This window comes from Bremerella volcania, from assembly GCF_007748115.1.
Classification (GTDB): Bacteria; Planctomycetota; Planctomycetia; order Pirellulales; family Pirellulaceae; genus Bremerella; species Bremerella volcania.
This window is the reverse complement of the sequence record NZ_CP036289.1, coordinates 3,241,387-3,255,501: the sequence shown is the minus strand read 5'-3', so window position 1 is coordinate 3,255,501 and position 14,115 is coordinate 3,241,387. Positions and strand designations below refer to the sequence as shown.

At 55.2% G+C, this 14,115-nt stretch carries 10 protein-coding genes; 8 read left to right on the top strand and 2 right to left on the bottom strand.

Annotated elements, in window-relative coordinates:
* Positions 1 to 41 precede the first annotated feature (41 nt).
* The 3 genes from Pan97_RS13215 (at position 42) to Pan97_RS13205 (ending at position 2,180) form a co-directional block, all read left to right on the top strand.
* Positions 42 to 563: a hypothetical protein gene (locus Pan97_RS13215; RefSeq protein ID WP_144973257.1), complete on the top strand. Its 522-nt coding sequence runs from the start codon at positions 42 to 44 to the stop codon at positions 561 to 563.
* A gap of 177 nt (positions 564 to 740) precedes the next feature.
* Positions 741 to 1,403 (top strand): hypothetical protein, encoded by a 663-nt coding sequence (locus Pan97_RS13210; protein WP_144973255.1) that lies wholly within the window; start codon positions 741 to 743, stop codon positions 1,401 to 1,403.
* Positions 1,404 to 1,418: 15 nt separating this feature from the next.
* Positions 1,419 to 2,180: a polysaccharide pyruvyl transferase family protein gene (locus Pan97_RS13205; RefSeq protein ID WP_144973253.1), complete on the top strand. Its 762-nt coding sequence runs from the start codon at positions 1,419 to 1,421 to the stop codon at positions 2,178 to 2,180.
* Between the two features lie 44 nt (positions 2,181 to 2,224).
* Here Pan97_RS13205 and Pan97_RS13200 read toward each other — a convergent pair whose 3' ends face one another.
* Positions 2,225 to 5,341, bottom strand: a complete 3,117-nt coding sequence (locus tag Pan97_RS13200; protein WP_144973251.1) for an efflux RND transporter permease subunit — start codon at positions 5,339 to 5,341, stop codon at positions 2,225 to 2,227.
* A gap of 53 nt (positions 5,342 to 5,394) precedes the next feature.
* A complete protein-coding gene (locus Pan97_RS13195) occupies positions 5,395 to 6,885 on the bottom strand; it encodes an efflux RND transporter periplasmic adaptor subunit (protein ID WP_144973249.1) in 1,491 nt (496 codons plus the stop codon).
* A gap of 262 nt (positions 6,886 to 7,147) precedes the next feature.
* Here Pan97_RS13195 and Pan97_RS13190 point away from each other — a divergent pair, with 262 nt between their 5' ends.
* The 5 genes from Pan97_RS13190 to Pan97_RS13170 all read left to right on the top strand — a co-directional run bounded on the left by Pan97_RS13190 (position 7,148) and on the right by Pan97_RS13170 (position 14,082).
* Positions 7,148 to 8,071, top strand: coding sequence for a sensor histidine kinase (locus Pan97_RS13190; RefSeq protein WP_144973247.1), 924 nt, complete (start codon positions 7,148 to 7,150; stop codon positions 8,069 to 8,071).
* Positions 8,068 to 8,748 carry a response regulator gene (locus tag Pan97_RS13185; RefSeq protein ID WP_196782390.1) on the top strand — a complete coding sequence of 227 codons (681 nt, stop codon included), beginning with the start codon at positions 8,068 to 8,070 and terminating at the stop codon, positions 8,746 to 8,748. The genes Pan97_RS13190 and Pan97_RS13185 overlap by 4 nt, the downstream gene beginning before the upstream one ends.
* A gap of 270 nt (positions 8,749 to 9,018) precedes the next feature.
* A complete protein-coding gene (locus Pan97_RS13180) occupies positions 9,019 to 11,439 on the top strand; it encodes a DUF1592 domain-containing protein (RefSeq protein ID WP_144973245.1) in 2,421 nt (806 codons plus the stop codon).
* Between the two features lie 136 nt (positions 11,440 to 11,575).
* Positions 11,576 to 12,838, top strand: coding sequence for a DUF1552 domain-containing protein (locus Pan97_RS13175; protein ID WP_241676396.1), 1,263 nt, complete (start codon positions 11,576 to 11,578; stop codon positions 12,836 to 12,838).
* A gap of 83 nt (positions 12,839 to 12,921) precedes the next feature.
* The gene (locus tag Pan97_RS13170; RefSeq protein ID WP_206668931.1) at positions 12,922 to 14,082 is read left to right on the top strand and encodes a hypothetical protein; all 1,161 of its coding nucleotides are present in this window, start codon (positions 12,922 to 12,924) and stop codon (positions 14,080 to 14,082) included.
* Positions 14,083 to 14,115: the final 33 nt, after the last annotated feature.

Here is a 14,115-nt window from a genome sequence, read left to right as displayed (position 1 = left end):
ATCATGACAGCGTGGCAAACAACCGAAGGAACCGTTTTACGATGACCCTAGTCATTATTTTCGGATCCCTCTTCGTATTGTTGAGCACCTTCGGCTTGGCTGCAATTCTGTTTTGGCCCGCCACGGAAGCTGGGTTGGCCTATTTGTTCGAAAGAGGAAATCCTGTCTACGATGGGATCGAATTGAATATTGCAAGAGATGAAGTCTCTACAATTTCGATAGGTAATGATTCTCAAATACCCAAGCAATTTTTTATTCTCATCAATGGCTCTCCCAAACGACTTCAAGATGCTACGGTTCAAGACTTTTTGGATATAGGGTTCGAACGCGACACTACGCCAGGATTGTTAATACACGGCAACCCTTTAGTTCAAATTGACTTCGTAGAAATGTCAGCGAAAGGTCTCACAGGGATGTACATTCGCACTGACAAAATCCAATTTTCCACGTCAAAAGATGGCCCGTTCCTTAAACTACCTGTGCCCTATGAGAAATTCAAAGAGCAATTCGGGGAACCGAAGTCCTACATCCGTCGCAAGAGTAACTGGCGAGATCCCCGGTAGTTAGTACTGTTTGCTTTCTCTCTACTGTAGCGTTCAAACACTTTGTATCCGCGAGGAATTCACTTCGAATTGATTATCTCTAGCTTCAAATGTCGTGGTACGCCAGTGTCTTTGCTGTGCATGAGGAACCATGGATTTAGCGGAGTATGAACATTGCGATTTGTTGAATCGATTTTAATGAATGCCTACATCATCAGCCTCCTAGACTCCCCCCGAACCAAGCCCGCCTTTCAGCGCCTGTCCGCCGCCTTTCCTGACTTCCACTGGCTCATCTCCCCTGGCGTGAGGCTTGAGCCGCAGCGGGTTACTTACGAGGATATGCAGGAGTTGGAGTGTTATTGGAATTGGGAGAAGGTCCATAATGGGTATCCGGTTCGGGCGGTTGGGTGTCGGTTGGCGGGGCTTCAGGCATTGACCTTGGGGGTGCAGAATGCCCGCGTGAATGACCAGGATTTTTTTGCCGTTTTCGAGGATGATGCGGTTCCTGTTGCGGATGCCGCGGCCAGGCTTGGGCGGTTACTGGAGTCAGGCGATGGGGACTGGGACTGTCTTTGGCTGGACGAAACGCAACTGAGGGCCGCCAAAGGGGAAGACGGTCGTTTGTACGGGGCTCGTTTGACCACCGGTTACGTCATACGCACCTGCTATGCGGAAGATATCCTGCCACGGCTCGCCCAGGCAAGCTGTGAACTGGATGTCTGGCTCGAACGTGAAATGAAATCGGGACGGAAGTTCTACAGCGACCAGATCGTCTATCAAGAGACAGGCGTCAGCGAGATCAACGGCTCAATGCGGTGGAGCGGCCGCGCGAACTCGCGTTCATCGTTTCGAGGTTCTTAGATCGATACAAATCTCGTGAATTCACCGACCATGCGGCGGCTACTGCCGGCGGCCTGCTTCGAGCCCATTTTCGGTCCCTTAGCCGGGAAGAAGATTGGTTTGGTGGACGGAGTGGGTAACAACGTGGGCGACCAGTTGATCTATGCGGCCACGCGTCAGCTCTTGGATCACTTTCAACTATCGTGGCGGCGGGTGGAACCCGGCGAAGCCGATGGGATTGATTTCCTGCTGCTCTTTGGGGGCGGCAACCTGGGAAGTCAGTACCGGGAAGAGATTCGGCGTCGGCAAACGGCCCTGGCAACTGGGCTGCCGGCGGTAATTCTTCCGCAGTCGGCTTACTCCTATGAGCCTGTTGGTTTGGCGACCGTCTATCTCCGCGAACCGTCCGGACGGCAGTTTTATCCCGAAGCTCACTTGGCACCGGACCTCGCGCTTGGCTATCAGTTCACAGCTTCTCGGCCAAGTAAACCGGGCGGACTCTTTCTACGACAGGATCTGGAGGGACGCTATTTGGACGCGCGTGATCAGAACCGCAGTTTGGGGGATCCGATTCGACTCGCCCAGACGCCGGAAGACTACATTCGTGTCGCAGGCCAGTTCGAATACGTGATCACCGACCGGCTGCACTTTGCGATCGCCGCGATGATTAATGCGGTTCCCACAGTCCTGCTGGAAAATCGAACTCCCAAAAACCGTGGGATGTGGGAAACCTGGCTGCGAGACCTAGGATGTCAGTGGGCGACCTGTCCGGACGAAGCGATTTCGATTCTCGGGTGACAAGTCATATCGGGATGTACGGTTGCCAGGCAGGCGTACGAGTCCTACGTCAAAACGCTCGTCGATTCGTCAAACAAATCTTCCTCATCTTCCGACACAGGGAGTCCCTTGGCGAGCCATGGATAAATACATGGAACAACCAGTGACGTCAGCAGTGTGGAGGTGATCAGGCCGCCGATCACGACGGTGGCCAGTGGTCGCTGCATCTCGGCACCATCGCTGGTTGACAGAGCCATCGGAAGGAAACCCAGACTGGCGACCAGGGCTGTCATTAGCACAGGACGTAGGCGGGCCAGGGCAGTGGCATGACTGATTCGATCAAGCGGCATGCCGACCTTTCTTTGATGTTCGGCCGCACTTACCCAGACCAGACCATTGAGCACGGCGACGCCAAACAGGGCGATAAAGCCCACACCGGCCGAAATGCTGAAGGGCATCTCCCGGAGGTATAGTGCGTAAATCCCGCCAGATGCCGCCATCGGCACGGCCAGGAAGATGAGCAGGGCAAGTCTAAGCGAACCCAGGCTCGTGTGCAGCAGAAGCAGAATGACGAGCAGCACGATCGGAAGGATCAGCGCCAAACGCTGACTGGCGGACTGCAGGTTCTGGAAGTCACCACCCCAGACAATTTCGTAGCCTGCTGGAAGGGTGACCTCGTTCTCGACGACTTGCTGCGCTTCGTTTACAAACGACGCGACGTCTCGCCCGCGAACATTGGCCGAAACAAACGTGCGGCGACGATTAGCCTCGTGCTCGATGCTTGGTGGAGTTTCCTCAAGGCGTATTTCCGCAAGCTCCTTCAGTGGGATGGGGCTTCCTCCGGCTTCTGCCACGGGAAGTTGTTCCAGTAATGAAAGGTTCTCTCGCCATTCGACTGGGATACGAACGAGAATCGGAAAACGGGCTCGGCCCTCAAAGATCTGTCCGACCGGCATACCTCCCATGGCTGATACCACGTCGAGTACCGATTGAGCATCGACCCCGTAACGAGCAAGCTGCTCAGGCTGCGTCTGAATGGAGATGGTCGACAAGTTTGCCTGGTAGTCGGCCTTCACGTCGACCGCTCCAGGGACATTTCTGAGAACCGCTTCGATCTCCTTGCCTTTCTGGGCCAGGACGTTCAAGTCATCTCCGTAAAGAAGAATGGCAACGTCCGCTTTCACCCCAGCGACTAACTCGTCCACACGCATTTCAATCGGTTGCGTGAAACCGAAAGCAACGCCTGGGACATTGTCATTCAAGACTTGCGACATCTCCTCGATCAATTCGTCCCGTGTCTTATGTTCAGGCCAATCGTGCGGTGGTTTCAAAAGAACCCAAACGTCCGTTTGATGAACGCCCATCACATCGTTCGCGATTTCGGGCCGACCTGTCTTCGAGAAGACCGTTTTCACCTCAGGGAATTCGCAAAGCAGTGACTCGATTTGGGTCGACATGGCGATCGATCCCTCTAGGGTCGCGCTGGGAAGACGGACGGCCTCCACAAGCAGGTCTCCTTCGTTGAGACGCGGCATGAACTCTGCCCCCAAGTTCATCGCTACTGGGATGCTTGCCAGGAAGACCGCAATTGCCAGGCTGACCGTAAATCCTGAGTACCGAATGGCGCGTACGACTAGCGGTTCGTACAGATACTTGATCCAACGCACTAGAAACACTTCCTTGTCGTTCATCTTGCGTGGCAGCATCAAGGATGCCATCGCCGGCATGAAGGTGAGAGACAACACGAGCGATCCGGCCAGAGCGAACAACACCGTTAAGGCCATTGGGCGAAACAGTTTTCCTTCGGTTCCCTGCAACAAAAGGATGGGGACGAAAACCACCGAGATGATCAATTCACCGAACATCGTTGGTTTGCGAACCTCGATTGCCGCGTCGCGGATGACCTGCAAGTGCGACTTGCCCTCGCTGTTATGAGAGAGTCGGTGGATGCAATTCTCGATCATGATGACCGAGCTATCGACGATCAGCCCGAAGTCGATCGCTCCCAGACTCATGAGACTTGCAGTGACTGCAGTCATCGCCATGACATTGGTGGCGAACATCATCGAGAGAGGAATGGCCAAGGCAACGACAATCCCCGCGCGGAGGCTTCCCAGCATGAACAGAAGCACGACGATAACCAGTAAACCACCTTCGGTCAGATTGGTCAGGACAGTCTTTAACGTTCTACCAATCAGGGCAGCGCGATCGTACGTAACTTCTAGCCAGACTCCTTCCGGCAATGTTTCCTCGATTTCTCGCAGCCGCTCCTTCGAGGCCTGAACGACCTCGCGCGAGTTTTCTCCAATCAGCATCATGACCAGGCCCGTTACCGCTTCCCCACGACCGTCGCGTGTGACGGCACCTTGACGGGTCATTGGTTCGATAGCTACCGTCGCAACGTCGGACAGTAGAATCGGCGTACCGTCCTTTTCGCGTCGCAGGACGATCGACTCAATATCTTGCTGGCTGCTTAGCAGCGACATGCCGCGAACGAATCGCTGCTCTCCGTAGTGCACCACGTAGCCGCCACCAGAGGTGGCGTTATTGTTCTTGATTCGATCGAACAGCGTTTCCAGGGTAATCCCGTAACTGGTCATGCGGTCTGGGTCTGGCTGCACCTCGAAAGTCTTGTAATAGCCACCATGCGTGTTGATCTCGGTCACGCCAGCGACTTCACGCAGTCGGGGGGCAATGTCCCACTCGAGTATCGTTCGCAATGCCATGGGGGAATGGCGATCGCTACGAACTTCGAATTGCAGAATCTCACCAAGGGCCGTCGTCAGAGGCCCTAATGCAGGCGTCCCGTATCCCTCGGGGATGTTGTCCGCGGCTTCTGTAAGACGCTGCGAGACCAGATTGCGCGCCCAGTAGACGTCAGTACCTTCCTCAAACACGATCGTGACGACCGAGATTCCGAACTTCGAGACGCTTCGTAATTCCTCGACGTTGGGTAAGCCACCCATCGTGTTCTCGACGGGATAGGTGACGTAGCGTTCCACTTCCACCGGAGAAAGAGAACCCGCGTCGGTGACTACCTGGACCTGGACGTTGGTCATGTCCGGAACGGCATCGATCGGCAGCTTGATCGCCGAATAGAGTCCAGCCCCTGCCATCAACAAGGTTAAGATGATGACCAGGCCGCGATTCTTAAGTGAGAATTCAATTACGTGAGTCAGCATGGGTGGGCATTCAATACGGGGATGTGGTCGATAACACGGCTACCTTCGAGATGCTATTCGCTTTCTCCCTCTAGAAGCCACTCGGACTTCAGCAAGAATGCTCCTCGCTCGACCACACGTTGACCAAGCTCAAGACCTTGCTTCACCTCGGTCCAGTTTTCGGTTTCGAGCCCTGTCTCGATCGGTACTCTTTGGAATTCATAGTCACCCACCTGGACGAACACGAACTGCTGGTCATCGTGTCGCAGGATCGATTCCGGGCGAACAACCAACGAAGTCTGTGGTTCCCCAATCGGAAGGACAACGCGTACGAACATGCCGGGGCGCAGTAGCCCCGTTGGATTATTCAATGCGGCTACCACAGGAATAGAATTCGTGTTGGGATCAACCTCTCTTCCAACGTACTGAACGCGAGCCGACATGCGCTCGCTTTCGACCGCCGGGACAATCACCTCCACCTCCGTTCCCTCCTTTATGCCAACGGCGGGCCAGTCTTTCTCTCTGACGGCCGCCGACACGTAGAGGGAGGATGTATCAGCAAGTACGTAGAGCGTATCCGCGCGATAGACGCGTTCGCTGGATGCAAACTTGCGTGACTCGATCGTTCCGGCCATCGGGGCGCAAATCTGCAGTGTTGAAAGCATGGACGCCTCGTTTTGCGAATCGGTCGATGGCGAATTACCAATTAAGCTTTGCAGCGTCTGCTGGGCGATCTGCGTCTGTCGTTTGGCATCCGCGAGCTTCGCGGATGCTTCTCGCTCGGCCTGAGCGACGTCGAAAAGAGCCTGCTCTCGAGCCGCTTCGAATTCAGCACGTGCAATCTCGTACTCCGATTGTCGCTCGCGGATAACTCGTTCTGGCATCGCCCCGGAACCAATGAGCGGCTGGACGTTGTCTCGTAACTCTTTGGCCAGTTGCAGGCGGGCATGGGCGGCCTGGATCACCTTGCGAACTTCCCCAAGCTCGAGGCCTTGAAGTTTCGCCTCGATATCGGAAGTCGCCATCTCTTCGTCTAACAATTCAACGAGGCGGCGTACATTCGAGGCGACTTCCTGAGCGCGGTTTGCTTCGATGGTACGTAGCTCTTCGTGAGACTGACACCGCATCAGTTCCGAACGGGCACTTCCGACTTCCGGGCTGCTAAGTGTTGCCAACAACTGTCCGGCGACGACACGATCTCCTGGTTGAACCAGCACTTGCTCAAGGATTCCATCGATGGGCGTACGGACTTCAACATGACGTGTCTCGTCGTAAGTGATACGCCCGGGAACGGAATGTGAGTGTTGAATGGACCTCTGTGACGCTGCGTGCGCGATAAGTTCCGCCGAGTTCACCTTGCCCGGCGGTAGCTTCAGCACCTCCTTCATCGGTCCCTCTTCGGGCGCGGAGCGTACCTCGGAATCGTGGGTTTCGGGGGCAGTTCCCATATGATGCACGGCCAGCCACGCGCCGCCCAACGCCCCGAACACGAGGATGGGAGGGACGACTTTGCCAATCATCGCGAGAAACCCTGACGAAGCTGCCTGGGAAGCATGTTCAGACATGCGAAACACCCGATCGAAGGTTGAAGTACTAAGGTGGGTAAGGACATCAAGAAGTCCTCAAAATGACGTACTTCCATTTTCCCCACGAACAAGCTTTCGTTTCAATTCGGGAAAAACCCTGATCTTGGTGGCCTTGTCAGGGTTTTCCTGACAAGCAGGCGTCCCCGTCCCCAGTCGAGAATTCGCCATTCGAGATGGGACTGGTGGATATGATATGCTGTTGAGAATGTAGAAGGCCCAAATCCTGGTTGCCCGGCAACGGTTGGAACGTCGCCGGTGCTATTCGGCAATTTCAGAAGCTCAATCAAGCATGAACAACTCTCCACTGGAAGCGATTCTGCTCAGCCGGCCTGTTCGCGTCTCTTTCATGATCCTCTTGGTTGTCTTCGTGGCGGAATTCTCGATCATGTTTGTTCTGCCTCTAGTTCTGGTAGATAGCCAAACCTCCTGGAAAGAAGCCGCCGTTGATGCGACTTTGCTGACGATGATCTTAATTCCTTTCATGTGGTTTGTAATTATTCGCCCAATACAGGAACTCGCGAACATCCGCGCAAGCCTTCTAGAACAGTTCGCAGCACTGCAAGACGAGGAAAGACGACGCATCGCCTTTGATCTTCACGACGAGGTGGGACAATCGTTAACCTCGGTGATGATGGGCTTGAGGGCTCTTGGCGATCAACCGGATCCATCGAGTTATCGACAACGAATCGACGACTTGCGCGAGGTGGTCAATAGCGCCGTACACGAGGTACGACGGATCGCGAATGGACTGCGTCCGGCGGCGCTGGACCATCTTGGCTTACAAGGCGCCTTGGAGCGGATGGCTGAAGACGCCGAGCAGATCCACGATATTGACATTGAATTGACGATCGAGATCCAAGACTGGGACAAATTATCCAATCCACTTCAAACAACCATTTATCGAATCGTGCAGGAAGGGCTAACGAACGTCGCTCGCCATTCCGGAGCAAGGCTCGTGCGAATTCTCGTCGCGCAGCGACGTAGCGAAGTTGTGGTGGAGATCGAGGACGACGGGCGTGGATTCGATAAGGACTCTACGTCCAATCAGGGAATGGGGGTTTCAGGAATGATCCAACGGACTGCGCTTCTGGCGGGCGAGTTTAGCGTTTTAGAACGTCCTGAAGGGGGCACCATCATTCGCGCGAGGATTCCGGTCCGCTCATGAACGAAAAGAAGAATATACGCCTGGTGATCGCTGACGACCACGCTGTCTTTCGCGCGGGACTCAAGCTACTTCTCCAATCGCATGTCGACCTCGAAGTGGTGGGAGAGGTATCGGATGTCGGTCAGTTGCAGGCCGAAGTCTCGAAGCTTCGCCCAGATGTACTTGTGCTTGACCTGACCATGCCAGGCGGCAGCACGCTTCCGGTCATCGATGATTTGCGTCAAGCGATTCCGGAAACGCGGATCCTGGTTCTGTCGATGCACGACGACCTGACGCTGGTCCGTGCTGCGTTGGCCAGCGGAGCCAGTGGCTACGTCGTCAAGGCAGCAGCCGATACCGAGGTTGTTGCCGCAATCCGCGCCGTCGCGACGGGAAAGGTGTTCGTCGATCTTGATTTGGACGCCAGCCAGGTCGGCAACCTGCTAACGACAGAGAAAGATTGGTCCGAAAAAGAAAAGATGGGTCCCCTGGGAAGTCTCAGTTCCCGCGAGAAAGAAGTGTTTCTCAGCCTGGCCAAGGGACATACCAACCAGGAAATAGCGGACGACCTGGATCTAAGCATCAAGACGGTGGAGACCTATCGTGGTCGGATTGGCGTCAAGCTGGGACTTCGTACCCGTGCGGAATTCGTTCGTTTCGCGGTGGAACTCGGGCTGATCGGACCAGGCAGCTATTGACATCGACCGTCTTGCCTTTCAGTTCAAGCGCAGACCTGGTTGTGCCTGGACGGGGCCGCTTGCAATATTCTCTAAAATCGAGAGTGCATGCATTTATCAATTAAAGTAGAATCAATTTGCGACAGTCGCGGAGCGTTGATGTAGACCTATCCCCTTAAACTTATTCACGCTCTCAATAAATGAATCGCTTGCAAGCTATTCAGATGATTTTCGCGTCCTGCCTAACAGCCACTGCTCGCGTTCCTTCCTACCTCGAACCAGGCCTTCCTAATGCGTCTATCGTTCATGATGCTGGCGTTCTTTGCTGGGGCGTCAATCGTTTCCGCCGCGGAACCCTTCGAGGCGTTTCTCCAGAACCACTGCATCCGGTGTCATGGGCCTGAGACGGTCGAGCGAGACCTACGCATCGATCAGTTGTCGCGCGACTTCCGATCAGGCCAGGATGGGCATCTTTGGGCGGAAATCGTGGAACGCATCAACGCCGGCGAGATGCCCCCAGAAGACGAACCGCAGCCAAGTGAAAACGAAATCGCTACGGTGATTTCCCAGCTCGACTCACGTATCCGCGAAGGACGAGCCGCGCGTATGGCCGCGCGACCGCCAGTTTCTCACTACCGGTTAAGCCGCCGGGAATACCAGAACACGATCTATGATCTGCTGGGGGTCCGCTACGATCCGTCTCAACCAGGTGAATTGAATGCCGACCCATTATGGCATGGCTTCGAGCGCATCGGCTCGCAGCTCTCGCTGTCTCCCTCGCATGTCGAACGTTACTACCGCGCCTCTGAAATCGTCCTGGATCGGGCGTTTCCCGAGCATCCCGTCGAGTCGCAAACGATTCGCAAAACCGCGGCAGAAATCCGCTACAACGGAGGCCAACGGCAGCAGGCTTACCTTGACCGCTTTGGGATCAAACTTCCTCTGCGTGCCCTGATTTTTCCTGGTAGGGAACTTCAGGCTTTGCGCCCCCACTGGTTCGGCGCGGGCGCCTCGAAGAGTGGGCTTTATCGAGCAAGGCTACAGATTAGTGGAGTTCGTCCTCCGTATGGACAAACACCACACTTACGCATCGGCAAACGGACCGGTGAAGGTACCAACGAGGGCCTGATCGAGTTGGATATCCTCGCTCCGGAAGATGAACCGGAGATCATTGAGTTTGAGGTTTTCCTGGAGATGCCTACGAGCCTTGATTTCAACGTTGTCGTCACCGACATCATCTCTCGTGACAAGGGCGGCCATCATCGAAACATTCTCGGCGGGTCCGATTACGTCTTCACGCATACCAGTGAAACGAAGCTACTGAATCCCACGGGTCCTAAACTTTTCGACGAAAATGGTAACGGCATTTTCTCGTTCGTGCTGTTGGATTGGATCGAGTGGGAAGGGCCTATCGAGAGTGATGCAGAGCGTGCGACACGCACGGATATAATGCCTCCAGGCGATGCAACGCTCGAAGTCGTTGTGCAGCATCTCAATCGATTCGCACAGCGGGCCTGGCGGCGACCTGTTGCCGATGATGAACTGCGTCCCTATCTGGAAGCCTACGAGGAAGAACTGGCCGCCGGCGAAGACAGGAAGTCCGCTTATCAGGTAGCCTTGTTGGGCGTGCTCAATAGTCGCAATTTCACCTATCTGGTCGAAGGGGATACGCAACCGCGTGAGCGGCTTAACGACTGGGAACTTGCCTCACGTTTGTCGTACTTCCTTTGGAGTTCCATGCCAGACCAGGCATTGTTCGATGCGGCTGCCGAAGGGAAGCTTACGGAAGACGAACTTGCAAAACATGTCGATCGCATGCTGGCAGATCCGAAGATGGATCGATTCGTGCAAGATTTCCCCCGTCAATGGCTTCAGCTACATCGCGTTGGAATGTTTCCGCCCGATGGCAAATTGTACCCTGAATATGACGTCTGGCTGGAAGCGAGCATGCGGGAGGAAGTCATTCAGTACTTTCGAGAAGTGTTCGCCAGCAATCTGAGCATCGATCATTTCATCACTTCTGACTGGACGATGGCCAATGCGCGCCTCTGCGAATTTTATGGTGTGACAATGCCTAAGACGTCCGGCGTGCAGAAGGTATCGCTCAAGCCAGAGCACCATCGTGGCGGGCTACTGACGATGGGAGCGATCCTCGGTCTTACTTCCGACGGCACGCGGCATCGTCCTGTTCACCGTGGGGTTTGGATCAGTGAAGCGATCTTTGCCAAAACTCCTCCACCGCCGCCGGCAAACGTCGATCCCATCGAACCCAATCCGCCGGACAGTCCCAAGGCGACCATTCGACAGAAGATTAAGGCACATACACAGAACGCTAACTGTGCTGCCTGCCATCGCAATATTGATCCGCTTGGCTTGGCATTCGATCAATTCGACGCAATCGGTCAGTGGCGCACGCACGAACGCGTTGAAAAGGGAACCGGAGCTGATCCTCCTGTCGATCCCAGTGGCGAGATGCCTGACGGACGCATGTTTGCCGATGCCGAGCAGTTCAAGCAGCTTTTGCTGGGTGATCGCGATCGGTTCCTGCAGGGTCTGGTCGAACACCTTTGCTCGTACGGGTTACGCCGCGTGCTCACCGTCGATGACCAGGAAGATATCCAAGCGATCGTCGAAGAGGCGAAGCGGAAAAACTATCAACTCAAAGACATTGTGCGGGCCGTCGCATTGTCGGACATCATGAAGAAGAGATGATACTCGGCCAGGCAGTTGACAGCACATTACCGAAAACTTTTTTGAGCTAAGAACAATGACACCTTCCTGGCATATCGATCGTCGCCATGTACTGCGTGGGCTTGGCAGCTTCATTACACTCCCCGTGCTTAACTGCATGCGTCCCATAATAGGTGCCGAGATCGAGCCCCCTCGGCGTAGTGCGTTCATCTATATTCCCAACGGCGTCAACACGTTGGACTATCAAATCACCACACCAGGCGAAAATTACGTCTTTTCTCGCTCGCTCCAGCCGCTGGAGAAGCATCGAGGGGTTATCACGCCGATCAGCGGAATGCATCATCCAGGCGGCCTGGGACATCATCACAACTGCCAAAAGATTTGGCTCACCGGTGGTCAGCTTGGTCCTACCGATCGCAATACGATTTCCGTTGACCAGAAGATGGCCGAAGTGACTTCGCCGCATACGCGTTTTCATTCGCTCGAAATCGCCAACAAAGGCGAGTCGCTGGCATGGACAGAAGACGGCATTCGCCTGCCAGGCATGAGTCGCTGCAGCGAGATCTTCGCCTACCTGTTTGAAGAGCCCAAGAACGGCACTGCCGCGCAGCGACGCGCCTTGCGCCGAAAGAAGAGCGTATTGGACGCCAACCTGGAAGAAGTCCGCTCCCTCGAGAGAAAGATGGGGAGCGAAGACAAGGGGCGGATGAATCAATACCTGACCGCTGTACGCGAGACGGAAATCCGGGCCAGACGAGCTGATGCCTGGCTCGATGTTCCGCGTCCCGAAATCCTAGAACAGGATCGCCGCCGCACTGACCGTGAAGTACCGCAAACCCAAGCCGGTGATTACTTCCGTACGATTTATGATTTAATCGTGCTCGCTTTTCAGACCGACGCGACCCGCGTAGTTACCTTTAGCAGCGGTATCGAAGGTCAGGGGCTTCCGATTCCGGAACTGGGCATCTCGCAGTCGCGCCATGAACTCAGCCATCATAATGGCGACCCAGGGCACATGGAGAAGCTCACGCAGAGCGACGCGTTCAGCGTCGAGCAGTTTAGCTACTTCTTAACGCGACTGGCGGAGACGCCAGATCTCAACGGTCGCCCTCTGCTCGAAACGACCATGTCGTTGTTCGGCAGCGGCATGGCTTACGGGCACGGCCACGGCAACGCCAATCTGCCCCTTGTTCTGGCAGGGGGGACCGGTTGCGGATTGAAACATGGTCGTCACATCGATCTAAACCAGGGGCACTTTGATGGCTACCAGCTCGACACGCCCGGCAAGCACTATCACCTTTGCAGTCGTCCGGTTAACACCAACGCTCACATGAGTAATCTTTTACTGACGATGGCGCAAAAGATGGGTGTGGAAACAGAGCGTTTCGGGGACAGTAACAGCGAACTGGAACTAGGATGAGTCGATCCAATCAACCAAGAAATCGTGCAATCGCTTCCCGTTGCATTCTCTTGCTAGCCCGCATTAGTTGTGCGTTATTTCTTTTGGCAAACGTTAACGATCTTCGCGCTCAAGAACCGTTTCGCCCTTCGCCTGAGTCTTTTCCATCCATTGACCAGGCGAAAGCGTACCGCGGTGAACTAGTCTTCGTCGATCATGTGAACCGGCGCGGAAGCCTGCGGCTGCATGTCGACGACCACTATCACGAAGGACATCTTCATCACTTTGCGATGCTTCCTTACGGCGAAATCTACTACCACGGCGCTCCAGCCGAGTTGCGTGACATTCCAATCGGTACGGTTCTATATGGGCAATTTTACTTGCCGCCTGATCCCAAGACTTCCGCAGTTCCAAACGTCAACGGCAACAACGTGACTGCACCTCGTGAGAACCATGCGATCCTGTTGGAGGATGGACCGAGCCTATGTCTTCGTGAAAAAAAAGCCTGGAAGCTCAAGGAAGTGATTATTCATGGTGCCGAAGGGGAGTTGGTCGCCAGCCTCGATCGAGAAGAGGGAGGGGATGGACTCGGCGGCGAGCATAAGCTCACCATCGATGGTTCAACACGCATATGGCGTGGCCACGAGCTACTAGGTATGGACGAGCTTGTGGGGGAAGGAACCTGGCCTGCCAATGGCCAGAAACAGTTGGATGGCCAGGCCGTTCAACTCGCTCTGGCCTGGCATCCGCGGTACCTTTACCAACAGTTCCACGTGGCCGATATTTGGCTCGACGAAACGGCGATGAGCGTCGCCTCCGCGCGACAACGAGGGCGTCACATCCGCCATATTCGTACCCGCTGGATGCCCGCCCGAGTCGAAGAGGTCCAATACGGAGAGTTTGGTCAGGCAACCGTCACGGCCACCTTGTTCGGCGGAATGGATCGATCGCTCTACGCCGATTTCAAGCCTGGTGTCGGCGGCAAGATGGCAGCCGCCGAGAATACGCTACGCACTTGGTGGCCCGACCACGATGGCATGGACGGCAAGATCACTTCCGTCGAAAAGGTCGACGCAGATCCTCCGCTGGGCAGCAGCGGGATCCAAATCCAGTTCGAGGTCCCTCTGATCCTGGAAGGCTTCCGCCCAGGTCGTGTTGTCCGCATTCGCCCTCAGAACTGGCCCAATGTCAAACCGCCAGTCGAAGAGCGCGTGCGTAACTTTGAGGACCGCTGGCCCAGTGCCGATCTGTTTCAAAATAAATAATCGGCGGCGAAATCTTACCCCTACGATGCTCGG